A 25,716-nucleotide genomic window follows, 5' to 3' on the forward strand; every position below is an offset into this window, starting at 1 on the left:
TGGGGACGGCAAGGAACAACAGATGACAACAATCGACACCACCCGCCTTGCCGCGATGTTCGTTGCCATCGCCGACGCCATGTCAGCCGACCGGGACCGGTTGTGCGCGCTTGACGGGGTGATCGGCGATGCCGACCACGGCATTGCCATGGAGTTGGGATTTGCCGCGGCACGCGACGCGGTGGCCGCATTGGACGACGGGACCACCGATCCGACCATCTTGCTGAACACGGCGGCGAAGTCGTTCCTCAACGCCGTCGGCGCCTCCTCGGGCCCGCTCTATGCCACGGCATTCATGCGCGGCGCGGCCGCCGTCAAGGGCAAGGCGACGCTCGACGACGCCGACGCGGTCGCTATGTTCCAAGCGATGGCCAGAGGCATTCAGGATCGCGGCAAGGCCGAGCCTGGGGAAAAGACGATGATCGATGCGTGGGCGCCGGCCGCGACGGCTGCGGGCGAGGCACTGGCCGCCGGCAAGGGGCTGGCCGGCAGCCTCGCGGCTGCAGCCGAGGCGGCAAAGGCCGGCGCGGAGGCGACCAAGGCGATGATCGCCACCAAGGGCCGGGCCTCCCGCCTCGGCGAACGCTCGCTTGGCCATATGGATCCAGGCGCGGCGTCCGCCGTAACCGTCATCGAGGCGATGCGGATCGCCTTGACCGGCTAGGTCGGGAGCGGATCCTCAGCGCTTCGCGTCGAGCTTGTCGACAGCCTGCACGTTGGCGGCAGAGGGACCGTTCGGATCGAACTCCGAGGCCAGCCAGGCGTCGGCGATCGATTTGGCCAGTTCGGGGCCGATGACGCGCGCACCCATGGTGATGATCTGGGCATTGTTGGATTTCGCAGCGCGTTCCGCCGAATAGGTGTCGTGGGTTAGCGCGGCACGGATTCCGGGCACCTTGTTGGCCGAGATGCTGACGCCGATGCCGGTGCCGCAAAACAGGATGGCGCGGTCGTAATTGCCGTCGACAATTTCGTGGCCGACCGCAGCGGCAATATCGGCGTAGAATCCGGCCTGGCTGAGATCGACGACCTGCAGTTCTGGCTTGGTGGCGAGATGCTTGGCGATGACATCGAGCAGCGGCTTGCCGGCGCTGTCGGCTCCGAGTGCGATCTTCATGGCAATGAACTCCTTCGTTTTCGTGGTCAGCGCGCGATGGCGGCCGACGCCTTTTTGAGAATGTCGATATAGCCTTCCGCTTGCCATGCCGAGCGGCCGATGAACAGCCCATCGATACGCGGCTGGCCAATCAGTTCAGCCGCGTTGCCGGGATTGACGCTGCCGCCGTAGAGCACAAGCGGGGCGGTCGGCAACCGGGTTGCTGCGACCTGCTTGATCAGCGCCTGCTGCTTGTCGGCATAGTCGGCGCTGGCCGGAATGCCTTTCTCGCCGATCGCCCACACCGGTTCATAGGCAAAGAGTATCTCTGCCGACAACTCATTGTTTGCGAGACCCTGCAGCGCGCCCAAGACCTGCGCGGTCAGAATTTCGTCGGCGCGGCCGCCCTCGCGCTCGGCCAGCGTCTCGCCGACACAGATCAGCGGCACAAAGCCGTGCCTGACCGCCGCCGCCGTTTTCAGTCCTACGGTCCTGTCCGTCTCGCCAAAATGCTCACGGCGCTCGCTATGGCCGAGTTCGATCAGGTCGAGCCCACAATCCCTCAGCATCACCGGCGAAATCTCGCCCGTCCAGGCCCCGGCATCGGCCCAATGCATGTTCTGGGCGCCGACCTTGACGCGGGTGTTGGCGAGCGCCGCCTTGACCTGCCGCACCGCGGTTAAGGGGGGAATGACGAAAGGCTGTATCGCCGGATCGAAGCCCGGCACGAACGCCGCCAATGCCTCGGCGAACTGCAGCGCCTCCGCCAGCGTCTTGTTCATCTTCCAGCTCGTGCCGACCCAATATGGGGCCATTCTTCTCTCCTTCGATCCGAAATTCGAATGATGCGTGTTTCCGGGTCTGCGCCGCCTTCGGGCCGGCGGTTTGCCTCAAGCGCGAGGCTTGAGACTTTCGCGGCCGCTGTCGATGTAAGGCGCCCAGAAATCCACCGACTCACGGATCATTGCAATAACCTGATGATCGACCGGTTCCCTCTCCCGGAAGGAAAGTTCAAGGCAGATTTCATTGTCGGTTCCGCCACCCGCCCGCACGGCGTCGAGCAGCTTCTGCGGGATGATGCGGCCATCCTTGTTGTAGGCGGCGGTGAACGGCCAGTGCCCGCCCTTGTTCATCGACGATTGCTTGATGTGGATGATCGGCGATTGCAACGGGAACGCTTTCGCCCAGGCATAGGGATCAGTGTCGTCAGGATTGGGCGAGGTCACGTCGCCATGGTCGATGTCGACCATCATCTGCATCGGGATCGGCAGCTTGGCCGCATCGACGGCGCCTTGCAATTCGACGCAGCTTTCGATCGTGTGGCCGAACTCCCGCCCCACCGACATCGGTTCCCAGAACAAATAGGTCAGGCCCGCCGCCTTGGCGTGCTCGGCCACTTCGCGCCAGCATTCGAGCGCGATGTCGAGAAGCGCCGCGCGCCGGTTCGGATCGTCAAAATCCCTGTAGGTGAATATGGCGAACTGCGTGCCCATGCCCGACGCGCCGAGTTCGGCGGAGATGTCGGCGAAGGTCTTGAACCAATCGACATAATAACGGCGCACATCCGCGTCCGGATGGCCGAAATGATTGAGCCGGCCATAGGGACCGGTCATACCCGAAGTGATCCGCACGCCGGTCCGCGCCAGGGCGCTGTTGAACAGGCGAACGAACTTGGCGATCGTTGCCGCCGGCCAGCCCGGATTGACGAATTCATGCGTCAGCTGCACGTCGCGGATGCCGATGCCATAGGCAATGGCGTCGATCAGATCGTCGGGATCGGCGAAGCGATTGACCAGCGGGTTGGTGTTCAGCGAAAGCGTGAAGGCCATCAGTTCACCGCCGCCATTGTCTTTGTGCACCAGTCTTCGAATGTTTTCCGCTCGGCCGCATTGATATGCAGCCCGTGTTTGGTCCGGCGCTCGAGAACGTCGGCGGCGGTCATCGCCCATTCGGTCTCGAACAGGAAGACAGCTTCGAGCTCGTAGAAATCCGGGCCGAAACGACGGCCGAGATCCGCTTCGTCTTTGACCCCTTTCAGCAAAGCGCGTGTGCGCGTGCCGTAGCTTCGAGCATAGTGCTTCACCAGCGACGGGCTAAGCCACGAAAACTCGGCGTGCAGATCACCCAGGAACTGCTCGAAATCCGCGTTGGGCAGGTCGCCTCCCGGCAGGGGAATTTTGGCCGTCCAGGCCTTCTTCATGGTCGGAAAGAAGGGCTGTATTTTTTCGAGCGCATGTTCGGACAGTTTGCGGAAGGTGGTGATCTTGCCGCCGAACACAGAAAGCAGCGGCGCGCCACCGTTCGGGGCGTCGAGTTCGAAGATGTAGTCGCGCGTCACCGCGCTCGGGTTGTCGGCATTGTCGTCATAGAGCGGACGCACGCCCGAGAAACTGTAGACCACGTCTTGCGCGGTCAGCTGCCGCTTGAAGTAGCGATTGACCACCTTGATCAGATAATTGATCTCGCTTGCCTCGGCGGCCACTTCTTCGGGCCGACCTTCATAAGGAATGTCGGTGGTGCCGATCAGCGCCAGATCGTTCTCATACGGGTTGACGAAGATCACCCGCTTGTCGTTGTTCTGGATGAGATAGGCCTGCCGTCCCTCCCAGAATTTCGGCACGACGATATGGCTTCCTTTCACCAAGCGAACGTTGCGGGTGGAATTCTGTCCAGCGACGCGGCTGACGATGTCATTCACCCATGGCCCGGCCGCGTTGACCAACCCGCGTGCGCGGGCCCTCGTCACAGCACCCGTGCGGCCATCCTGCATGTCGATCGACCACAGGCCGCCTTCGCGCCTGGCGGCAATACAGGCCGTGCGCGTGAAGACTTTTGCGCCACGCTGACTGGCGTCGAGCGCATTGAGCAACACCAGCCGTGCATCATCGACCCAGCAGTCCGAATATTCGAAGCCTCGTTTGAATTCATCCTTGATCGGCGCTCCTTCCGGCGCGGTTCTCAAATTCAGCGTCCTCGTTCCCGGCAGGCGCTTGCGGCCGCCAAGATGGTCGTAGAGAAACAGCCCGAGCCGGACCAGCCATGCCGGCCTGTCTTCGGGGCTGTGCGGCAGCACGAAGCGCATCGGCCAGATGATGTGCGGCGCCGCCTCAAGCAGCACCTCGCGCTCGATCAGCGCCTCGCGCACCAGCCGGAACTCGTAGTACTCGAGATAGCGCAGGCCCCCATGCACCAGCTTGCCGGAACGCGAGCTGGTGCCTTGCGCCAGATCGTCCTTCTCGCACAGGATGACCGACAGCCCGCGACCCGCGGCATCGCGCGCTATACCGGCGCCGTTGACGCCACCGCCGATCACGAAGAGATCGACAATATCCGTTGTATCGCTCAAGACTTAGCTCCTGTGCGGTGCGCCATCGATTTCCACACCGGATGCAGCGCCTGACGCGCCGCGACAAAGGACGGAAACAGCGCATCGTAGGTTTGCGAAAGCGCCTCGTCATAGGCGTCGCATTCGCCCAGCAGCGGCGTCACCCACTCGGCGCAGCAAACATCCATCGAGCGATAGACGCCAAGCCCGACCGCGGCCATCATCGCCGCACCCGCGGCGCCGGCTTCCTGGCGGCTGCTGGTCCTGACTTGCGCGCGGGTCGCCGCAGCGATGATACGGCGCAGCGACGGGCTGCGCGCGGCGCCGCCAGACAGGCGGATTTCGCTGGGCATGCTGCCCATTGCCTGGTAGCAATCGCGGGCCGCGAAGGCCAATCCTTCGAGAACTGCGCGCGCCAGATCGCCAAAACCGTGCTTGACGGAAAGCCCGATGAAGCCGGCGCGCGCGTCTGGATCGACGAACGGTCCGCGTTCGCCGGCAAGCGAGATGTAGGGCTGATAGACCAGCGACCCCGGTTCCGATCCTTCGACCCAGACATCGAGCGCTTTCAGCAATTCGTCGCGCGAAGGCTTGGCGCCGCTGGCGGTCAGCACGTCGCGCGCCAGGCCAAGCAGCCAGTCGATGTTGAGCGTCGCCGCCATGTTGGATTGCAGTTGCGCATACGCGCCAGGAACCGGCATGGCGATCGTGTAGCCTGATGCATCGTCGTTGAGAACGACGTCGTCGGCAGTGCGCGCCAGGCGTGTGTGGATGCCGGTCGAGCCGATGACCGTGCAGCCGACATTGCCGCTTGGATCATAGAGGCCGGCGCCAAGCGCGGTGCTGACCATGTCGACATAGCCCAGCACCACCGGCGTGCCCTCAAGCAGGCCGGTCTCATTTGCTGCCGACGCAGAAAGCGGATGATGGTCGGTCGTGCCTTCGAGCATTGGCGGCAGCAGCCGGCGGTGCGACGTTAGATCGAGAATGTCGAGCACCTCGTCGGAATAGCTGCGCGAGCGGAAATCGCCAAAGGTGAATGTTCCCTCCGAAGGATCGGTGGCGCGCTCGCCGGTCATCTTGAAATAGAGCCAATCCTTGCAGTGAAAGGAATTGGCGGCGCGCTCCAGGATTTCCGGGCTGTTTTTCTTCAGCCAGCTGAGCTGAGCGCCCTGCTGGCAGGCGTTGAGCCCGGTGCCGGTGATCGCGAACCGCGTGCGATCCCGGGGATCGCCGCGCATCTCGTCCACCAGATGTCCGGCGCGCGCATCGAGCCAGAGCCAGGCGCGCCCGACCGGCATGCCGTCGCCATCGATCAGCCAGGTGCCGTCGCCCTGCCCGGTGACCGCGACGGCCGCGGTTCGCCGCGCGAGGTCTGGAATTTTCGTCGCCAGATCGAGAACGGTCAGCACCATGTCGCGCCAGGTCTGATTAAGGTCCTGCTCGGCGCCGCCGCCTTCCAGCGTGACGAAGCTGTTGGTCACCGACGCCATGGCAAGCTGCCGCCCCGACAGATCGAAAGCGACCGATTTGATCACGGACGTTCCCGCGTCGATCCCGATCAGCAGGTCTTTCATGCCGCACGTTCCGGATGGTTATGAAGGCAATTCACAAGGAGCAGTCTTTATTGTCTGGAGCCGTGGAAGAGCCAGGGAGTGTCCGCAAAGGACACCCCCTGAGCACGTTTTATTCCGACAGCACGAAGGGTGCGGTGTACTTGTCCACATTGTCCTTGGTGATGAGCAGGCAATCGAACAGCTGCTTCTCGCTGGTGGCGCCAGTAGCGCCCGACTTGATGAACGAGTCGGCCTGCTGCACGGCCTTGGCCGAGAAGATGGCCACCGGCTGAAGCACGGTGTACTGCAGTTCGCCGGACTTGATGGCCGCAACCGCATCCGGGGAGCCGTCAAAGCCGCCGACCTTGATGCCGGCGAGCTTGCCGGCTTCCTTCAGCGCCGCAACCGCGCCAAGCGCCATTTCGTCGTTGCCGCTGATCACCGCGATGATGTCGGGATTGGCCTGCAGCATGCTCTGCATCTTGTCGTGTCCCTGGGTACGATCCCAGTTGGCGACCTGCGAAGCGGCCTTTTCGAGATCCGGATACTGGCTCAGCACGGTCGCGTAGCCGTTCGAGCGCGTGGCGGCGTTGTTGTCCGACGGGGCGCCGAGCAGTTCGACATACTTGCCCTTTTCACCGACCGCCTGCACCCACTGCTGGGCACCGAGGGCTGCACCCTGCGCGTTGTTGGAGACGAGCTGTCCCTTGGCAAGGCCTTCCTGGTTGATCTCGGCATTGACGAGGAAAACCGGGATGTTGGCGGCAATTGCCTTCTTCACCGCGCCAACCGAACCATCGGCATTGGCCGGGTCGAGGATGATCGCCACCGACTTGTTGGTGATGGCGGTGTCGATCAGATTGCTTTCGGTATTGGTGTCGCCCTTGTGGGCGGCGACGTTGGCTGTATAGCCAAGCTTTTCGGCTTCGGCTTTGGCGACGTTGCCTTCGGTCAGCCAGTAGGGGTTGGCCGGATCGTTGACGATGATCGAGATCAGGCCTGCGGCCGATGCGGCTGCGCTAAACCCGACCACCATCGCGGCGGCAAGCAAACTTCTAAGCACGATTTTCATGTACATTCCTCCAATGATTTTACGCGGTCTTGCTGCCAGTCAGCTGGCAGTCTTCCCTTCGGCAGGATTGGCCGGTTCGGCCTTCCCCCGTTTCTGAGAAGTCGGTTGGCCGCCCGTCGAAGCTGGAAGCTTGCTACGGCGGCGATACTGAACGGCATTGAGGAGCACGGCGAGCACGATGACGGCGCCGGTGAACACTGTCTGCCAGTAGGATGAGATGCCGATGATCACCAGACCGTCGGACAGGAAGCCGATGACGAAGGCTCCGAGCAGGGTGCCACGAATGTTGCCGCGCCCGCCGGTGAGTGCGGCGCCGCCGATGACCACGGCGGCGATGGCCGTCAGTTCGTAGGTGGTGCCGGCGGTCGGCCCGGCCGAGGTCAGCTGCGAGGACAGGATCAGGCCGGCAATGGCGGCGCAGATGCCCGACAGCACATAGACCGAAATCTGCACGGTCTTGACCGGAACGCCGGAGAGTTCGGCGGCGCGCTCATTGCCGCCCGAGGCGTAGAGCCAGCGTCCAAAGGCGGTGCGGTTCAGGACGATGCTGCCGATCAGCGCGATAACCGCCAGCACCACCACGCCGGTCGGCACGCCGAACAGGCGGTTGAAGCCGAGAGCATCGAAACCGGTGTTGCCCAACTCCGGCTTGCCGCCGAGATTGTTGTAGGTCAGGCCGCTGGTCATCAGCAGTGCCAGGCCGCGCGCCATGTACATGACGCCGAGCGTGGCGACGAAGGCCGGAACCTTGAACCGCGCGATCAGCACGCCGTTGATAAGCCCGACGGCCGCACCCAGCATGCAGGCCAGCACCGCGACCATCCAGACCGGCGGGTAGAGAACGACGCCCAGCCAGGTCAGCGTCACGCCCTGCATCAGAAACCCAGCGACGACGCCGGCAAGCCCGAGCGTCGACCCCACCGACAGGTCGATGCCGCCATTGAGGATGACCAGCAGCATGCCGACGGCGAGAATCCCGAAGATGGCGACATGCGAGGCCATGGTCAGGAAATTCGCCACCGAGAGGTAATAGGGCGACAGGATCGAGAAGACGACAATGATGACGATCAGGGCAAAGAAGGCCCGGCCTTCGAGCAGCAGCTTGGCCACGTCGAAGCCCTCGCCGCCCGCATTGGGGCTGGACTGTTTGCTGGCCTGGCTGACATCGCTCATGGGTCGGGGCTCCGAAATTCTATGGTCAGGCGACCACGGCTTCGCCGGAGGCGGCCATGATCTGCTCTTTGGTGGCGTTGGCGCCGAATTCGGCTGAAATCTTGCCGCGCCGCATCACGACGATGCGATGGGCGATGCTGAGGCACTCATTGACCTCCGAGGTCGAGAAGACGACCGCCAGGCCTTGCGCGGCACGCTCGCTGAGCAAGCGAAAGACTTCGGCCTTGGCGCCGACATCGATGCCGCGGCTCGGCTCGTCGAGAAGGATGACCTTGGGATCTGTCGTCAGCATCTTGCCGATGACGACCTTCTGCTGGTTGCCGCCCGACAGCGATCCGATCATGGCGTTGCCGCCCGCGGTCTTGATGGTCACCTTGCGGATCGAATCGTCGATCAGTGCGCGTTCCCTCGGCCGGGAGAGGAACAGGCCTTTCGCGAACGCCTCGATGCTGGCAAGCGACAGATTGCGGCCGACGGTCATGGTCTGAACCAGGCCGTCGCGCTGGCGATCCTCGGGGACCAGAACCAGACCTCGGGCGATGCGCTGGGCAATGGTCAGCCCCGAAACGTCCTCACCCTCCAGCAGCGCCCGCCCGCCCGCCATGGGCACACGGCCGGCGACGGCCTCCAGCAATTCCGTGCGGCCCGCGCCCATCAGCCCATAGATGCAGACGATCTCGCCCGCTTTGACATCCAGCGACAGATGATCGACGACGTAGCCTGAACCCGAAGCGTCGGTGACGCTGACATCCTCGATCGACAGCGCGACCTCACCAAACGCATGGCCGGTCGGCGGCGAGCCGAGGTCGAAATTCTCACCCACCATGTTGCGGACGATCCATTCGAGGTCGATGTCCTTGGCTTCGGCCGTCGCCGTGATCGCCCCGTCACGCAGCACGACGGCGTAGTCGGTGATCTGCAGCGCCTCTTCGAGGTGATGCGAGATGTAGACGATGGAGACACCGCGGCTGGTCAGATCGCGGATCACCTTGAACAGCACTTCGACCTCCGTGGCGCTCAGCGCGGAGGTCGGCTCGTCCATAATCAGGATGCGGCTGTCGACCGATAGCGCGCGTGCGATCTCGACGATCTGCTGCTGCCCCAGGCGCAGGTCCTCCACCAAGGTCATCGGATCGATGTCTTCTTCGAGGTCGGCCATCAGCGCCCGCGCTTGGCGCGACTCCTCGGCGAAGTCGAGGCCGGTTCTGGTGCGCAGTTCGCGGCCCATGAAGATGTTGTCGCGAACGCTCAGATTCGGCGCCAGGCTGAGCTCCTGGTGGATGATCGAAATGCCGCGGTCGCGCGCGTCCGAAGACGAGGAAAAGCTGACGAGATTGCCGTCGAGCACGATGTCGCCGGATGTCGGCGTGACCACGCCGGACAGGATCTTCATCAGCGTCGACTTGCCGGCGCCATTCTCTCCGAACAGGGTGGTGACCTTGCCGCGATGGATGTCGAAGTTGACGCCCTTGAGCGCGTGGACGCCGCCATACGACATGACGACATTGCGCGCCGAAAGCACGGCATCGCCAGTCGCGGGTTCTGTGCCGGCAGCCATTGTCATTTGACGTCCAGCCTCACCGGCGTGACCAGCCAGCTCTTCGGATTGACCAGCTTGAAGACGCCGACCACCGCTATTGTCTTGCCGGTCAAGTCACTGGTATCGACTTTCGCCAGCACCTCCTTCTTCATCTCGTTGTTCAGCGCCGAGCCGGCGTCCTGATACTCGATCTGGTTGGTGAACTGACCAAAGGTGATCTTGCCGGTGGCGTCGCGAAGCTCGGTGCCGTTGATCGCCGGCCCAGTCTGTACGCGGACGGTCAACGTGTCCGGCAAACCGTCGACCGCGACCTTGTAGATGCCCGATTTTCCCTCGCCGACGACGCCGGTGAACTTGACCGAGATGACCGGTCCGACTCCCGCCGGCACGCCATATTCCTTTTCGGCCGTCGCCCTGTCCTTGGCGATCGCCGTCGCCACCGTTGCGGCGTCGGCGGCACGCGCTTCGACATCGGCCTGCACCTTGGGAAATTCAGACTTGCCGTAGTCGGCGGCCGAAAACACCGCGTTGCGAACATCGCCGGCAGAGCCGATCTTGATCACCTTGGTATCGAGCGCCATGGCGCCGAGCAGAACCACAACCGCAGCGCCGGCAAGCACCCGGCGCAGGCCGGGCGAAGCTTGCCGGGCGGTGGCCTTCGCGCTCATGATGCAACCACCAGCGGTGCGGATTGTCCGTTGTCACGCATTCGAAGTTCCTCCGTTCACGCAGCGCTTCGCGGTCCCGGCTGCATCGTCGAGCTCGACCAGCGCGCGGGCCGTGCATTCGTCGGTGATCAGGCCGCTGAGATAACGGCTTTCGAGTACTGCCTTGATGGCGCGCACCTTCACCTTGCCGCCGGCGACGGCAACGATCCTGCGGCCCTTCAACTGATCGCGCGGAAGCGCCAGTATTCTTTCCGACAGCGCCGTTTCGACCGGACGCCCCTTGTCGTCGAAGAAATGCGCCAGCAATTCACCAACGCCGCCGTCACGCTTGACCTCGTCGATTTCGGAAGGCTCGATCATGCCGGTGGCGACCAGCGACGCCTCCCGCTCGGCCGTGCCTATTCCGACGAACATCAGGTCGGACCGGCTGGCGAGAGCGAACACATCGCTGATGCCGCGCTGGCCAAGCAGCACTTCGCGGTCCTCGGCGGTATTGGCGACAAAAGGCACCGGCATGACGAAAGCCTGCGCGCCGGTCCGCTCTGCCAGGCGATGCATGACGTCGTGCGGGTTGGCGGCGAATTTGCGCGTCACGCCGCCAAGCAGCGAGACGAAACGGATGTGAGCAGCAGTTGCGCGCGTCAGATATTCGACGCTGGCGGCAAGCGTGCGGCCATGGCCGACGCCGATCAGCATGTCTTCGCCGCGATCGATTTCGCGCTTCAGGAACTGGGCGCCGGCAATGCCCAGCCCCTTGAGCGGCAGTTCGTCCTGATCGAGATCGGGAACCACCTCGCAATAGTGGAGCCCATAGGCGGCGATCAGGCGCTGTTCCAGGTCGACGCATTCGGCGACGTCGCCGTCGATGAAGACCCTGACCAGACCTTCCTGGTTGGCCTTGGTGATCAGCCTATGCGCCTTGAGGCTGGTCAGGCCAAGCCGCTTGGCCACCTGGGCCTGGGTCAGACCACCGGCATAGTGCAGCCAGGCCGCGCGCGTGGCGAGGCTGGATTCATGGTCGCGGTTTGCGCTTCCGCCGGAATTCAAGCCATCCCCTCCCCAGGGTGATAATATTATCTTTGTGTGCAAAAATTTTCATACCTTTGCACCGCTGTCAATCCCTCCGCAGATGGTTGCCTCAGCCGACGTTCGGCAGCCAACGCGAGCCTATTAGAAGGTAAGCATACAATATGACCATACGGTAGTGTTAATTTAACGTCAATTTGTGTTACCGGATCCAGTGACGGCATGAGCCCGTAGGCGCCGGCAAATCCCAATCCGGGTGCAAAATGGGAAGGTTGATGCACAGGGCGCAACAAGGGCAAATCGATCGGATTGCCTCAGGAAAAGCTAGGCGTCGGCGATCAAGCGATCAGTCCAGCCGCATCAGGTTCCTGCCTTCGAGCTCGACAACAGCGGCTTCGACCTCCCGCGTGAGGCGCTCGGTGCTCCACCCCAACGCCCGCCCCGCGATCGCGGCAATCTCCTGCAGGTCGCGGCTCGTCAGCGAGCCGCCTATCGCCAACGTGCTGCGGCGCATAACGACATCGGCCAGATGTTCGACGAACTCGTTGCGCGCGATGTAGTCGATTTCCGCCTTGCCGTAGCCGCCGGAGTCCGGCAGGCAACCCTCATCATCCGACCCGTGCCTGGCGATCTCAACGGCTCTGGTCCCGTAGCGCGACAGCAATTGATCAAGGCGCCCTTCCCCGGCGCCCGTTGCCTGCTGTGCCTCAGCCAGCCAGTCCGCGCGCGCGGCGGCATTGGCCGGAAAATCCCGCCCACCGCCGATCGGCATCGACTGAGTCGACATCTTGCGGCTGCGCTGCAAGCGCTTGAGTACGGTATCAGTGACTTCCTCGGCAAAGCCGCGGAACGTCGTCCATTTGCCGCCGACCAGCGAAATGACTGCAAAGGGCCTGTTGCCGTCCGGCTCGGCAACGGGCGCCGAATGATCGCGGCTGATCAGTCCGGGCGTCGCTGCTTCAGACGTCGGCAGCGGCCGGATGCCGCTATAGGCGTAGACGATCTGGTCGCGCTCGAACGCCATGCCCGGCAGCAGCGTTCGCACGCTGTCGAGCAGATAGTCGACTTCTTCGGGTTCGCAGCGGACCGCGTCCGGATTGTCGGCCTTGATGTCGGTCGAGCCGACCAGCGCCAGGCCGAGATAGTCGTAGACCAGGCAGATGCGGCCGTCATCGGCCTCGAAATAGAGCATGCGCCCGGCGAGGCTTTTGACCAGTTCGTCATGCCTTAAAAGGATATGCGAGCCCTTGGTGCCGCCGATCATCTTCGATGGAGCACCAAGCAGCGCGTTGACGTCGTCGATCCACGGACCGGCGGCGTTCACCACCAGCTTCGGCCGCACCGAAAAGGCCGCGCCGTTTTCCGGCTGGAAGGTGAGCACGCCATTGGCTGAAGCCGCCAGTGTCGTGTAGTTGGCACCGGCAGACGCCGCGTGAGCCTGCAAGCCGTCGAGGATCAGTTCCAGCACCAGCCTTTCCGGGTGACTTATCTTGGCGTCGTAGTAGGTGCCGGTGGCGACGACCGCCGGATTGAGCGCCGGCATCTCAACAAGCGCCTGCCGCCGCCCGACCATGCGGTGGCGCGGCATGACCTGGTTTCGTGAACCGTAGAAATCGTAGATCATCAAGCCGATCTTGATCAGTATGGCGCCGCGGCTGCGCGGCGCGCTGGTCGAGCCGAACAGCGTTCGCAACGCCGCGAGCATGCCCTTGCTCCACGAGAAGATCGGGATGACGGTCGGCAGCGGGCTGACATAGTGCGGCGCGTTTTGAAGAAGCAGATTGCGTTCGAGCGTCGACTGCGCCACCAGCCCGAACTCGCCGGTCTCGAGATATTTCAAGCCGCCGTGGATGAGCCTCGACGGCGCGGCACTGGTGCCCGAGCCGAAATCCGCCTTTTCGACGATCAGGCAGCTGACACCTTGCGCGCACAGATCGCGAAACAGCCCAGCCCCGTTGATGCCGGCGCCAAGAATGACGACGTCGACTTCGCCGGTCCCGGCCATCGCGGCGAGACGCCCTGCGGGATTGTCCGCCCCGGCTCCATCTGCTGGGTTCATGGCGCCTTCGTCTTGACGATGCGCAACTTCACCCCCGCCCGTTCGAGGCTCTGCGCCTGCGCATCGCCCAGGCCCTCGGTCACCAGCACGGCGTCGAAACTGGTCAGATCGTCGAAGACATGCAGCGCGATCCGGTCGAATTTTGCGTGGTCGACCAAAAGGATGCGCTTCACGGAGGCGGTCATCATCGCCTGCTTGACCCGCACGACATTCGGATCCTGGATGAAAGCAGTGGTTCCGGTGACGGCCGAAGCCGAACAGATCAGCACATTGGCGCGCAACTGCGCCACGGCGTTCTCGCAGACAATGCCGATATAGGCATTGTAAGTGGGATGATACTGGCCGCCGAGGCAGATGAAATCGATATCGTCCACATTGATCAATTGGCCCGCCGTCGAAACGCTGTTGGAAATGACGGTCAGCGGCTTGACGTCGAGCAGCAGCGTCGCGACCGCGTTTGCCGTCGATGAATCGTCCAGCATCACCACCTGGCCGGCCTCGATATAATCCAGTGCCGCCCGCGCCAGTGCATCCTTCTCGGCTCGATTGACGGTCACCCGGTAGCGGAAAGCGCTCTCGTAGAGGCCGGAAGGCTGGACCGTCACCGCACCGTGCAGCTTGCGCAGCACGCCCTGCTGCGCCAGCCGGTCGATATGCCGGTGGATGGTCATGCGCGACACGCCGAAATGCTCGACCAGATCATCGATGCGCACCTGGCCGAGCTTGATCACATAATCGGCGATCTCTTCGCGTCGTTCGTCGGCCTTGATCATGCGTTTACCCCCGCCAGCCTTTCGATATCAGGCCAATGCGACTTCAGCTGCTCGGCTATGCGGCAGTAGAGCGAAAACCGCTCATTGAACACAGCACTGGAGGCGGGCACGGGTTGATACGTCCGCTCCGTCATCCCGACCTGCCTGGCGCCCTGTTGCGGCGTCGCGAAGATCCCGACCGCGGCACCTGCGCAAAGCGCGGCACCGAGGGCCGCGGTCTCATCCGTCGAGGTGACGGTGACCGGGGCGTTCAGCACGTCGGCAAACATCTGCACGAAGGCAGGATTACGCGAGCCGCCGCCGGTCAGGCGGATCTCGCTGATAGCAAAGCCTTCGCGCAAAGCCTCGACATGGGTGCGGTGATTGAAGGCGATGCCTTCCAGAACCGCCTTCAGCATGTCGCCGCGATTGTGCCAGCCATGCAGGCCGACAAAGCTGCCGCTGGCCAAATCGCCATAGGGAGAGCCGAACAGATAGGGATGAAACAGGATGGTCGAAGGCTTCTTCAACGCCGCGTCGATCTCTCCCGCCAGCAATTCGTGGAGGGAGCCGCCATCCGTCCTGTCCTGCTCCGCGCGGCAAAACGTGTCGAGAAACCAGTCGTAGTTCGCGGTCGAGGCCGGCGAGATCGACATGTTGTTCCAACGGCCCGCGTCGATGGCGTTGCGGCAGAACCAACGCCGGTCGACGCGCGGTTGCGAAGAGACGACTTCATTGATGGAATAGGTGCCGGCGACGATGGCGAGCACGCCGTCTTCATGGCCGCCCATGCCAAGCGCCGATGCGGCCACGTCGTGCAGGCCGCAGGCGACCGGTGTTCCCTTGCGAAGGCCGGTCCTTTCGGCGGCATCGGCTGTGACTTGACCGGCGATGTCAGCGGAATGCGCCACCGGCGGCAGCGCGTTGAACAGATCCTCCAACCCGAAGATGCGCAGCGCTTCAGGCGCATAGGCTTGCGTGCGAAAATCCGTGAATGAAGTGCTGGCCTCCGTGCGGTCGGTCCCGATCGTGCCGGTCAGGCAAAAGCGCAGCCAGTCCTTGCAGGCCAGCACATGGCCGATGCGGCCATAGCGATCAGGATCGTTCTGCTTGAGCCACGCCAGCAGCGCCGACGGCGCCGAAACATGCGGCGTCTGGCCCGTCGTCGCCAGCGCATCGGTGAAAACGGTACCGGCGGACCACCTGTCGACAATGTCGCCGGCGCGGCTGTCGAGCGACAGGATGCCTGGTCCCAAAGGCTGACGATCATGATCGAGCAGATAGAGACCATCGCCATGCGCGGTCGCCGCCACCGCCTTGATGTCTTCCGCCGGCCTGCCGGAGAGCGCGATCGCCTCCTTGATGGCGTCGGCTGTTGCTTGCCACAGGCCTGACACGTCGCGCTCCACCCAGCGCGCGTGGGGCATCGATTGCGGCACCCGGCGACGCGCCACGGACAATTGCGTGCCGTCGGCATCGAAGATGACCGCCTTGGTGACCGTGAGGCCGTTATCGATTCCGAGCAGGCTGGGCATGATCACCGCCTCTTTCAGCATTGGCGATTGCTACAGGGCGATCCTGCAGTCTGATGCAAGGGCGAAACACATGGCGACAACCCCGATAGAGCAAGGCGGATAAATGGCAAAAGTACCTTGCCCGGACAAAACACCCATATCTTTATGTGAATTTAACGTCAACATGCGCGACAAAAACCGCTACGGCGCCGTTAGAGGGCATGAATGGATCTCGCCGTTGCCAGGCGACGCGTAATCAGCTGCTAAGGCCGTCACGGATGGCGCTGAAATAGCGGTCGGTTCCAACCTGCCCGCCCTTGAGTGCCACCTCCAGCCCATCGATCGCCTTGACGCGCGAGTGAGCGACGCAAAGCGGCGAGCCCGGCGACGCCGGCAACGGCATCCGCACGGTCAGCGCATCGACACCCATCTGGCCGAGCGCGTGGCTCGACGTATCGCCGCCGGCAACGACCACGCGCTGCAACTTCTGCTCGATGGTCAGCGCGCGAAGCAGTTCGCCGAGGCCCCGCCCGAGCTTGTGGCGGGCGCCTTCCTGGCGGTCGATTTCGCCCCCCCTATCGGCCGCGGGTCCAAGGGCCGTGTAGAGAACGACGCTGCGCCCGGCTTCCAGACTGGCGCGACCGGCTGCCGTCGCGCGTGCGATCGCATCTCCGGAAGCTTCGGAGATCAGTTCGACGGGATCGACCTCGATGCCATCGAAGCCGTCGGTCAAAGCGTGCCGGATCTGTCGTTCGGTCGTCGGCGAACAACTGCCCGAGACGACCGCGATCCGGTCGGCGGCACCTGGCGGCGAAAATCCTGGCTCAGCTCTGACTGTCCCACTCGACACCCATTCGGCCAGCAGCGCATATTCGATCCCGGACGAGCCGACGACGAACGAACCGCCCGGCTTGCGGGCGCGCCATATCCCCTTGCCGGCAAGCGCCTGCGTCTCGAGGCTGTCGACATCGACAAGTACGATGTCGGTGCCCTCAGCGAGCAAGCGGTCGAAGGCTTCCGAGCGCGACACCGACTGCAACGTCGCGAGATCGACCAGCCCCGATGTGAGCTCCGTCTGCCGCGACAGATGGATCAGCAGGTCGGATTCATCCATCGGCGTCGTCGGGTGGCGGCTCATCACCGGATGGCGGTCGATGCGGAAATACTTTTCACGATAGGCCGCGAACAAATGACCGAAGGCGGTGTAACGCTTGAGCTGCGGCGCCCCAACCAGCAGCGGCACGCTGTCCTGAGCGAAAACCGAGCGGCCGATCTCGATGGCGCGACCGATGCTGCCGATCGTCGGACTGGAATCGAAGGTCGAGCAGACCTTGTAGTGACAGATCGCGGCATTCAGCGTCTTCAGCCAAGCGAAGGCATCGCTCAGATGCGTGTCCATCCATTGTGGCGTCTCGCTGCGGCTGGTGCCGGCCAATCCAATGGCGCGGCAGTGGCTGAACTGCGCAAGCATGGCCGCGTCCGGCTGGCGCATGAACAGCACGGTCGGCACGCCGCCGAGTTCGAGCGCTTCCATGACGTCGGTCGAGCCGGTGAGGTCGTCGCCATAATAGCTGAGAAGCAGGTCTTGCATTGCTTCAGGCCGCTTTGCCGTCGCCGAATTTTTCGATCGACCGCGCCAGCTCCGGATGGCTCAAGGCGAAATCCGCCAGCGGAATGCCGTCGACCGCCGCCTGCCAGGCTTGCTGCACGGCACGCACCCCGGCGCCCGGTCCATCCGGATGGCTGACGATGCCGCCGCCGCACAGATAGAGCAGATCGACCGTCCGGCCGGTCCGTTCATAGGTCTCGGGTGCTTGCCCGCCCCATTGGCCGGAGCCCGCCACAGGCAAGGCGCAATCCTCAGGCGCAAAAATCGGCGTCGTCACCGCCTTGAAGGACTCGACGAAAGACGCGTCCGGCTCCCAGTATTTCGATTGGATGCCGTTGATCTGGAACTGGTCGACGCCGAGCAGCCGCCAGAACTGTTGCCAGACCTTGAAGTTCATACCGAGGCCGGGATGGCGGGTGAGGATGTCCCAGCCGTTGCGATGAGCGTGAAGCACCAGGCTGGAGCGTTTTCTCAAGAAGGCCAGGCCACCGAAACCGACGGAGTTGATGTTGACCACCGCGCAATTGCCGCCGGCCTTGGCCACCAGATCGTGTTTGCGCATCATCTCGTCCGGGTCGGCATGCGAGATGCCGAAGGCATACATCACCTTCTTGCCGGTCCTCTGCTCGTGGTCGAGGATCAGCGGCATGATTGCCTTTACCCGCTCCGCCAGCGGCGAATAGGCTGGGCTCATCAGCTTCTCATCGTCCTTGATGAAATCGACACCGGCGGCGATCAGCTCGCCCACCATCGCGGCGGTCTCGGGGGGCCGCAGCCCCAGCGCCGGCTTGACGATGGTGCCGATGATCGGCCGATCCGTGACACCTGTCAGCCTGCGGCTGCCGGCGACGCCGAATTGCGGACCTGGATGCGCGCCGCGGAATTGCTCCGGCAGCTTCATGTCGACAACGCGAATGCCGGACAGGCCCTTGATCGAATAGGCGCCGCCGATGGCAATGGTCATCAGAGCCGACAGGTCGTGGCCGATGGCATCGAATGGAAAGGCGATGTCGACATCCGCGCGCTTGAACGGCCCGTTACCGGCCTCGGGAATGGAGGGGCGAAGTGCGTCCGGCAGGTGCCGAATGGCCAGGACACGCGCGGCCACCCGGGCTTTCAGTTCCTCGGTCTCGCCGGGCAGCGCGACGAAGGTTCCAGTCGACTGGTCGCTGGCGATCTTGGCTGCCAGCCTCTCGATGCTGCCTGATGTCTCGATGCGGTAGGTGAACGTGATCATGGTTCGTTGTCTGAGGCCGCAGGGGGTTCGAAAAGAGTTCCTTGATCGTCGAAACCTGGTATAATGAGTACATAAGCTTTGCAAGTGATATCCTGTCTGGCGGGGTACGGTCGAGCGGTCAGACAGGCGTTCCGAAAATCGCGGTGGCAGTGCTAGATAGACACAGGTCAAGGGAGTGATTCGCGACGATGAACCGTTCGGAGCCGATCGTCCGGCGCAAACTTTCCGACGAAGTGTTTTTGCGGCTGAAGCGCCTGATCACCAGCGGAGAATTGACGCCGGGCGACGACATGCCGTCGGAGCGCGAGTTGATGGAGCGCTTCGAGGTCGGCCGTCCCGCGATCCGCGAGGCGATGCAGGCGCTGAGCAATATGGGCCTCGTCGCGATCTCGCATGGGGAACGCGCCAAGGTGCTGCAGCTGACCGCCAAGTCGATCATCAAGCAGGTCGATGGCGCAGCCAAGATCATCCTGTCGTCGTCGAAGGACACGTTGGAACACCTGAAAACGGCGCGCATCTTCTTCGAGCGCGGTATGGTCAGGGAAGCCGCCGAAAACGCCACTGCCGAGGACGTTGAGCAGCTGCGGGCCACAATTGCCGAACAGCGTGGCTTTCGCGGCGATTCCGAGGCTTTCATTTCAGCCGACATGAAGTTTCACACCCAGATCGCGGCCATTTCAGGCAACCCGATCTATATCGCCGTCAGCGAGGCGATGCTCGGTTGGCTGAAGGAATATCACACCGAAATGCTGATCTGGACCGGCAAGGAACAGTTCACGCTGACCGAGCATGAAGAGATCATCGGCCGCATCGAGAAGAAGGATGCCGACGGCGCCGAGAAGGCGATGATCAAGCACCTCGAGCGCTCGCGCGCGCTTTATGTGATGAACTCCGGCAACTGATTTCAGCTGATCCGCGTGATCGCGTAAGGGGTCATCACCAGTTGGCCTCGGCCAAGCGCTGAGATGTCGACCGTCACGTCGTCCGCCGTCAGGTTCGCCAGCCACGCCACGGTCTTGCCCGAAGCGGAGCGGCCGGCCAGCGCCAGCACCTTGGTCTCGTCGCTCGTTTTCGTCGCCACATACGTAAGGCCGGCCAGTTCGCAAAGCCCCTTGATGGCATCGAAGATCGGCCGAGGCGATCCTTCCGCGACGGGTTCGCCGGATGCTGCGAGCACGCCGAAGGGCCCGGCGAAGCCGGACAGCGTGAGCAGTTCCAGCCCGGCCGGCGCGACACGCGCGGCATAGCCGATCGTCCATGCGGCAGCGAACAGGCCGGCATGACGAGGGTCGCGATCGGCCATGGCGATGCGCTGTCCCCCGGGATTGCCCTTGGTCGCGCCGCCATAGGGGTTCTGGCGCATGGCGAGCGTCGACGGACCGATGCGGTAGGGCTTTGCCCCGAAGATCGCCCGCGTCGACGCGGTGATGAAGGGCAGCGCCTCCAGCGACTGCATGACGCTGAGATCGTCGGCAGCGTGCACGATCGGGCACGTGCAGTGGGTGACGAAATCGAGCAGGCCCCCCGGCACGCGCTTGCGGTTGAGCTCGGTGAAATAGCTGAACATGCCGCCACCAAGCCGGATATCGGGAAAGGCGCGCCGCGCCGCGTCATAGACGTCTTCGAGCGGCGGACAGTCCGGCCACGCACTGCCCGGCGGTGTCGACTGCCGGTCAACCGAAGGCGAGACGGCAATGGCCGAAAGCTTCAACCCGGCTTGACGCACCATGTCGGCAACGCCTGACAGCTCGGCATCGAGGTCGCCCGCGCAGGCAACGACGCATTCCAGCGTCGTCTGCACCGGATAGGCGGCGGTGAGCCTTGCATAAGACTGCAATGCTTCGAGACCGTGGCCGCGCGTCGGATCGTAGTGGAAGACAAGTTGCTGCGGGCCGAGCTCGGTCAATGTCGAAAGATTTGCGAGCGCTGCTTCGACCTCATCCGGGTAGATGATCACGCCGAGATCCGGCAGCCTCTGCCCGGTCTCGCCGAGTTCGACGCTGACCGGTTCGGCGGCAGATGCTGCGGCCGGCATTCCCCCCTCGCCGGTGATGCGAAGCCTAACCGTCTGGCTTACAGTTTGGCCGGCCGGCAGCACATAGGGCCAAGGCAGCGCCAGTGGCCGCACATAGGTCTTGTAGGACGCGTCCGACCAGTTACGCTGGTCCTCCATCTCGAAAGTGTCGCCCTCCATCCGGCATTCGGCAGTGATGCCCGGCCGGACCTCATGGGTGATCGCGCGCAAATCCTTGAAAGGCTGCCAGGGATCGATCAACAGCGGCAGTTTCGTCGCCACCACGCTGCCGTCGGTATGCTCGACCGTCACCGCACTGCCGGCGAGGCCGGCGATCGGATGCAGGATGCAGAAACCGCAACGGTTGGTCTCGAAATCGCTTTCAGGGACCGCGCAGACGTCGAACACCAGGTTACCGTTGGCGGAGCCCTTGATCGTAGCGCGAAAGTCTAGCCGGCTTCCGCCCGGCGCTAAGCAAGTTGCGGAGTAGCTGACGGAGAAGCTGTCGGCGTCCTGATCGACGGCAAGGTCCGTCAGCGCCGGTTCATAGGTGCCCCAGTCGCGGTCGCGCACGATGTAGGCGATGGCGCGCAACACTTCGATGCCACCGTAACGGATGGTGCGCAGGTTGCCGTTGACAAAGTCGGCGCTGAGCAGACCGGCATTCAGCCTGACCGGCTCCGCCTCGACGGCATGCGTACCGTAGAGGAGGAAGGCGTCGGCTGTCATGTCAGCAAGCCATCCAGGTGGACAGGTTCGTGGCTCGCGGCGCCCAGATAGGCCGCCTCGACCAGCGCGAATGTCTTGAGGTTGTCGGCGCCCGAGGTCGCCGGCTCGGTTCCCTTTGCCAGGCAGTCGACCCAGTGCTGCTGGATGGCGACGACGCTCTCCTGGATGTTGTGCCATGGGCGCGATGCCCAGGCGAGTACGGGCGGCGAAACGTCGGTGATCTTCGTGCCGCTCCTGCCGGTGACGGTGAGCCGATATCCCTGCGCCAAGCGGATCGTGCCGTCGCTGCCGTCGATCTCGATCAGCGTTTCGGGAAACGGTTCGGTGGCGAGCTTCGTCGCGTAGCTACAGTCGACCACTGACGTCGCCCCGCTCTTGTGGTCCATCAGCATCGTCGCGACATCTTCGCCCGCGATGCCGGGGTTGATGCGCGCGGTTCGCGTCGTGATCGTCGACACGTCGCCCAGTAGAAAACGGGCGATGTCGAGACTGTGGATACCGAGGTCCTCGATGATGAAGCGCTTTCCCTTGGCGAGATAGGGCTGGCCGGAAAACACGTCATAGGCAGAGCGGAAGGAGATGCGCCCGAAGAACGGCGTGCCGATCTCGCCGCTGTCGAGCACGGCACGCACCGCCTGGATCGCCGACTGCCAGCGAAAATTCTCATGCACCATCAGCGGTACGCCGGCTTCCACGCAGGCCCTCACCATCGCCTTGGCGTCGGCAAGCGTCGGCGCGAACGGCTTTTGGCAAATCACCGGCACACGGTGCAGCGCCGCCATCTCGACCAGCGGACGATGGCTGGGAACGGTGGTGGCGATATCGACGAAGTCGAGGCTTTCGCTTGCAAACATCTCTGCCGCGTCGGTGTAGCGCTTCGCAATGCCGAACTGGTCGCCGATGATGCGCAGCCGCTCCGGGTCGCGGTCGCAAATGGCGACCATCGCGGCGCCTTCAATGTCGCGCCAGGCATGCATCTGGTTGATGGCAAAGAAGCCGCAGCCGATGAGCCCTCCCCGCAACTCCGCCATGCTCAGCCTGCCTTTGCCATCTGCATCAGCGTCACCCGGCTCTGCAGCCGGCGCTGCGCTTGGTCGACGACGACGGCGACGATGATGACAAGGCCCTTGATCACCATCTGCCAGAAGGAACTCACGCCCATCATCACCAACCCGTCCGAAAGAATGCCGATGACGAAGGCGCCGACAATGGTGCCGCCGATCGTGCCGCGCCCACCCGACATCGAGGTGCCGCCGAGCACCGCCGCCGCAATGGCGTTGAGCTCGAAACTTTCGCCTGTTGCCGGGTGCGAGGCCATCAGTTCGGACGAGATGATCAGGCCGACGATCGCCGCGCAGAAGCCGGAGAACATGTAGACGAACATTTTCACCATGTTGACACGAACGCCCGAAATTCGCGACGCCCGTTCATTGCCGCCGACGGCGAAGATGTGGCGGCCGAGCGGGGTGTATTTGGCGAGGTAGGCCGCCGCCAGCGCAACGACGATCAGTATCCAGATCGCCACCGGCAGGCCGAGCAGCCGCCCGGCGCCGAGGAAACCAAACCCGGTGGTGCCAAGCTCCGGCTTGCCGACGAGGTTGGGGAAGGTGCGGCCGTCCGACGACAGCAACGCCAGGCCGCGCGCGACATAGAGCACGCCGAGCGTGGCGATGAACGGCGCGACGTTCAACCTGGTGATCAGCAGTCCGTTGACAGCGCCGATCAATATGCCGACCGCCAGCGTGATCAGCGCGATCTCGACGACGTTGAAATAGATGGTGTAGCCGAATTGCAGGTCGATGCCGTTCAGCACGAGGTAGCCGGCGACCATGCCACACAGACCGACGATCGAGCCGACCGACAGGTCGATGCCGCCGGTGATGATGACGAAGGTCATGCCCATGGCGAGGAAGGCGTTCAGCGCCACATGTTTCGACATCAGGATCAGGTTGGCGGTCGACAGGAAATTCGGCGCCGCGATCGAAAAGAAGATCAAGACGGCGATCAGCGCGATGAACGTCCTCGCCTTCATCAGCGTCAGCAGCAGCGAGCCGCTCGAGACGGAGGAGACAGCCGCCTTGGCCGGGATGTCAGTCATGGGCGCTTTTCTCCGTGTGCGGGGTCGGTCCGTGGCCAAGTGCCGAGGCGGCGACAAGGGCTGCCTCCGTCGCCTCGGAGCGATCGAACATGCCCGTCAGTTTTCCATTGCTCATCACCGCGATGCGATCGGACAGCGCCATCACCTCATCGAGATCCGAGGTGGCGAACAGAATACCGAGCCCATCGCGCGATAGTTTGCGCATGGTGCGGAAGACGTCGGCCTTGGCGCCGACATCGATGCCACGGCTGGGCTCATCCATCAGCAGCACCTTCGGCCCGGTGAGCAGCGCCTTGCCGATCACCACCTTTTGCTGGTTGCCGCCCGACAGCGATGAGACCTCCTGCGCCGGGTCGGCGACCTTGATCGCCAGTTCCCGCACCATCTGCGTCACCGCCTGCTTCTCGTGGCCGCCGCGAATGTGAAACAGGCGGACAAAACGCGACAGGCTGGCCAGTGTCAGATTGCTCGCGACGGACAGGATCGAGACTAGCCCTTCGCGTTGGCGGTCTTCGGGGATCAGCGCCAGCCCGCGCCGGATACGCCGCGTCGTGTCGCGCTCCTTGACCTTTTTGCCGGCGATGAAGATCGCGCCGGTAGCCTGGCCATGGCGGCCCATGATGCAGTCGAACAGCTCGCTCCGCCCGGCGCCCATCAGGCCGTATATGCCGAGAATCTCGCCGGCGCGCAGCGACAGCGAGACGTGATCGACCGCCAGCCCGCCGGTCGCGCGCGGCAGGCAGATGTCCTCGGCGCGGAATATCTCTTCGCCGGGAACATGGCCGTCGGCCTTGGCGAAATCCTTGGCGTCGGAGCCGATCATCTGCCGCACGATCCACCGGGTGTCGACGTTTTTCATCCCCTCCTGGCCGGTGATGTGCCCATCGCGCAGCACGGTGATGTAGTCGCCGATGCGGATCAGTTCTTCCAGCCGGTGCGAGATGTAGACGATCGCCACGCCGCGCGCCTTGAGGTCGGCGATCACCTTGAACAGGATCTCGACTTCCGCCGCACTGAGCGCCGAGGTCGGCTCGTCCATGATCAGGATGCGCGCATCGAGCGAAACCGCCTTGGCGATCTCGACCAGCTGCTGCTGGCCGATGCGCAGATCCTCGACCAGCATGTCGGGCCTTATCCCGGCCTGCAGGCGTTCGAGAAATTGCGCCGCGCGACGCTCCTGCTCCTTGCGGTCGATCTTGCGGAACCGGTTGGTGATCTCGCGCGTGGCGAAGATGTTCTCGGCGACGGTCATATTGCCAAACAGGTTCAGCTCCTGGAACACCATGCCGATGCCGCGGTTCACCGCGTCGCCCGAGGACGAGAAGGAGACCTCCTCCCCTTCCAGGAGGATCCGGCCGAGCGTCGGCTGTTCGACGCCGGCGATAATCTTCATCAGCGTCGATTTGCCGGCGCCGTTTTCGCCGACCAGCACATTGACCGCCCCCTTGCGTACCTCGAAATTCGCGCGCTTGACCGCGACGGTGCCGGAATAGACCTTCGAGACGTCTTCCAGCTTCAGGATGACATCGTGAGCGGCGGCGGCACTCATGGCTTCGGCCCGATCTCTGCCTCCGCCGGCGTCACCAGCGGCAGGTCCTGGCCGCTTTCGAGCGTATAGGCACCGAGAACCTTGGCGGTCCGGCCTTCCAGGGCGTCACGCGGCAGTTTGGCAAGCACGGCCTTGACGGCATAGGCGTTGAACGCCTTGCCGAACTGGGCAAAGTCGATCTGATTGGTAAAATCGTTGAACTGGATGAAATCGAGACTGTCGCGCAGCGCGGTTCCCCGCATCGCCGGTCCGATTTGCACACGCGCATCGGCCTTGCCGTCGCCGTCGACATCGATATCCATCGTTGCCGCGCGTGACGCCGTGTTGGCTGCGATGATCTTGCCCTCGACGCGAACCGCGAAGGTCCATGGCGAATTCGCCTGCTTGTTCGGATTGCCATATTTGGCGCCAGCGGAAGCAGGATCGGTTTTCGCCAGAGCGTGGACCTCGGCAAACGGCCCGGCCTTCTGCTGGAGGTAAGGCACGACCTTCGCGGCCCAGATCTCCTCGACCATCTTGTCCGGATTGAAGGCGGCGGCGCTGCCGCTGTCCCCCGAGGGCGTCGGCAGGATCTTGCAGGCGGTCAGGCTGATGCCGACTGCAACGACAAGGATCGGCCAGTTCGGCTTGTTGTTCAGCATGATGGTTTGTTGTTCAGCATGGTGGTCGGCACCCACGGAAAATGGCGACGAGGGACGA

The 25,716-nt window shown here is 63.5% G+C and carries 22 protein-coding genes; 2 read left to right on the forward strand and 20 right to left on the reverse strand.

What is annotated here, in order from left to right; genetic code table 11:
* The first annotated feature begins 22 nt into the window (after positions 1 to 22).
* Positions 23 to 664: a dihydroxyacetone kinase subunit DhaL gene (dhaL, locus tag AC3EML_RS22955; RefSeq protein ID WP_023744772.1), complete on the forward strand. Its 642-nt coding sequence runs from the start codon at positions 23 to 25 to the stop codon at positions 662 to 664.
* A gap of 15 nt (positions 665 to 679) precedes the next feature.
* Here the strand turns inward: dhaL and derI are convergent, their stop codons facing one another.
* The 15 genes from derI to oiaX form a co-directional block, all read right to left on the reverse strand.
* Positions 680 to 1,117 carry a D-erythrulose-4-phosphate isomerase gene (gene derI / locus AC3EML_RS22960; protein WP_023672592.1) on the reverse strand — a complete coding sequence of 146 codons (438 nt, stop codon included), beginning with the start codon at positions 1,115 to 1,117 and terminating at the stop codon, positions 680 to 682.
* Between the two features lie 26 nt (positions 1,118 to 1,143).
* On the reverse strand, positions 1,144 to 1,911 hold the full coding sequence (locus AC3EML_RS22965; RefSeq protein WP_352520494.1) for a triose-phosphate isomerase: 768 nt from the start codon (positions 1,909 to 1,911) through the stop codon (positions 1,144 to 1,146).
* A 75-nt stretch (positions 1,912 to 1,986) separates the two neighbouring features.
* Entirely contained in the window at positions 1,987 to 2,925 is a 939-nt protein-coding gene (locus tag AC3EML_RS22970) for a sugar phosphate isomerase/epimerase family protein (protein ID WP_352520565.1), read from the reverse strand.
* A complete protein-coding gene (locus tag AC3EML_RS22975; protein ID WP_023739038.1) occupies positions 2,925 to 4,442 on the reverse strand; it encodes a glycerol-3-phosphate dehydrogenase in 1,518 nt (505 codons plus the stop codon). The genes AC3EML_RS22970 and AC3EML_RS22975 overlap by 1 nt, the downstream gene beginning before the upstream one ends.
* Positions 4,439 to 5,998 carry an FGGY-family carbohydrate kinase gene (locus AC3EML_RS22980; protein ID WP_352520495.1) on the reverse strand — a complete coding sequence of 520 codons (1,560 nt, stop codon included), beginning with the start codon at positions 5,996 to 5,998 and terminating at the stop codon, positions 4,439 to 4,441. The genes AC3EML_RS22975 and AC3EML_RS22980 overlap by 4 nt, the downstream gene beginning before the upstream one ends.
* Positions 5,999 to 6,107: 109 nt before the next feature.
* A complete protein-coding gene (locus tag AC3EML_RS22985; RefSeq protein WP_081725422.1) occupies positions 6,108 to 7,049 on the reverse strand; it encodes a D-ribose ABC transporter substrate-binding protein in 942 nt (313 codons plus the stop codon).
* Between the two features lie 39 nt (positions 7,050 to 7,088).
* Positions 7,089 to 8,222 (reverse strand): ABC transporter permease, encoded by a 1,134-nt coding sequence (locus AC3EML_RS22990; protein ID WP_352520496.1) that lies wholly within the window; start codon positions 8,220 to 8,222, stop codon positions 7,089 to 7,091.
* A gap of 25 nt (positions 8,223 to 8,247) precedes the next feature.
* On the reverse strand, positions 8,248 to 9,786 hold the full coding sequence (locus tag AC3EML_RS22995) for a sugar ABC transporter ATP-binding protein (protein WP_023818099.1): 1,539 nt from the start codon (positions 9,784 to 9,786) through the stop codon (positions 8,248 to 8,250).
* Positions 9,783 to 10,430, reverse strand: a complete 648-nt coding sequence (locus AC3EML_RS23000; protein ID WP_023672600.1) for a DUF2291 family protein — start codon at positions 10,428 to 10,430, stop codon at positions 9,783 to 9,785. Before AC3EML_RS23000 ends, AC3EML_RS22995 begins: the two co-directional genes overlap by 4 nt.
* Positions 10,431 to 10,463: 33 nt before the next feature.
* Complete coding sequence (locus tag AC3EML_RS23005) at positions 10,464 to 11,477, reverse strand: sugar-binding transcriptional regulator (protein ID WP_023672601.1); 1,014 nt, start codon at positions 11,475 to 11,477, stop codon at positions 10,464 to 10,466.
* A 325-nt stretch (positions 11,478 to 11,802) separates the two neighbouring features.
* Positions 11,803 to 13,515 (reverse strand): glycerol-3-phosphate dehydrogenase/oxidase, encoded by a 1,713-nt coding sequence (locus AC3EML_RS23010; RefSeq protein WP_488505320.1) that lies wholly within the window; start codon positions 13,513 to 13,515, stop codon positions 11,803 to 11,805.
* On the reverse strand, positions 13,512 to 14,288 hold the full coding sequence (locus tag AC3EML_RS23015) for a DeoR/GlpR family DNA-binding transcription regulator (protein WP_023672603.1): 777 nt from the start codon (positions 14,286 to 14,288) through the stop codon (positions 13,512 to 13,514). Before AC3EML_RS23015 ends, AC3EML_RS23010 begins: the two co-directional genes overlap by 4 nt.
* Complete coding sequence (locus AC3EML_RS23020) at positions 14,285 to 15,802, reverse strand: FGGY-family carbohydrate kinase (RefSeq protein WP_352520567.1); 1,518 nt, start codon at positions 15,800 to 15,802, stop codon at positions 14,285 to 14,287. The genes AC3EML_RS23015 and AC3EML_RS23020 overlap by 4 nt, the downstream gene beginning before the upstream one ends.
* A gap of 235 nt (positions 15,803 to 16,037) precedes the next feature.
* On the reverse strand, positions 16,038 to 17,372 hold the full coding sequence (locus AC3EML_RS23025) for a four-carbon acid sugar kinase family protein (RefSeq protein WP_023815457.1): 1,335 nt from the start codon (positions 17,370 to 17,372) through the stop codon (positions 16,038 to 16,040).
* 4 nt (positions 17,373 to 17,376) lie between these two features.
* Positions 17,377 to 18,627, reverse strand: a complete 1,251-nt coding sequence (gene oiaX / locus AC3EML_RS23030) for a 3-oxo-isoapionate-4-phosphate decarboxylase OiaX (RefSeq protein WP_023688192.1) — start codon at positions 18,625 to 18,627, stop codon at positions 17,377 to 17,379.
* 188 nt (positions 18,628 to 18,815) lie between these two features.
* On the opposite strand from oiaX, the gene AC3EML_RS23035 reads away from it, so the two are divergent.
* On the forward strand, positions 18,816 to 19,529 hold the full coding sequence (locus AC3EML_RS23035) for a transcriptional regulator NanR (RefSeq protein WP_023672607.1): 714 nt from the start codon (positions 18,816 to 18,818) through the stop codon (positions 19,527 to 19,529).
* Positions 19,530 to 19,531: 2 nt separating this feature from the next.
* Here the strand turns inward: AC3EML_RS23035 and apnL are convergent, their stop codons facing one another.
* The 5 genes from apnL to AC3EML_RS23060 are packed head-to-tail and all read right to left on the reverse strand — an operon-like array spanning position 19,532 to position 25,658.
* Entirely contained in the window at positions 19,532 to 21,370 is a 1,839-nt protein-coding gene (apnL, locus tag AC3EML_RS23040) for a D-apionate lactonase (protein WP_023725662.1), read from the reverse strand.
* Positions 21,367 to 22,401, reverse strand: a complete 1,035-nt coding sequence (locus AC3EML_RS23045) for a Gfo/Idh/MocA family protein (protein WP_023681700.1) — start codon at positions 22,399 to 22,401, stop codon at positions 21,367 to 21,369. Before AC3EML_RS23045 ends, apnL begins: the two co-directional genes overlap by 4 nt.
* Before the next feature lie 2 nt (positions 22,402 to 22,403).
* Complete coding sequence (locus tag AC3EML_RS23050) at positions 22,404 to 23,468, reverse strand: ABC transporter permease (protein ID WP_023681701.1); 1,065 nt, start codon at positions 23,466 to 23,468, stop codon at positions 22,404 to 22,406.
* A complete protein-coding gene (locus tag AC3EML_RS23055) occupies positions 23,461 to 25,017 on the reverse strand; it encodes a sugar ABC transporter ATP-binding protein (RefSeq protein ID WP_352520497.1) in 1,557 nt (518 codons plus the stop codon). The genes AC3EML_RS23050 and AC3EML_RS23055 overlap by 8 nt, the downstream gene beginning before the upstream one ends.
* Complete coding sequence (locus AC3EML_RS23060; protein ID WP_352520498.1) at positions 25,014 to 25,658, reverse strand: DUF2291 family protein; 645 nt, start codon at positions 25,656 to 25,658, stop codon at positions 25,014 to 25,016. Before AC3EML_RS23060 ends, AC3EML_RS23055 begins: the two co-directional genes overlap by 4 nt.
* Between the last annotated feature and the right edge of the window lie 58 nt (positions 25,659 to 25,716).

The sequence above is a fragment of the Mesorhizobium sp. P170090 genome (assembly GCF_057786115.1).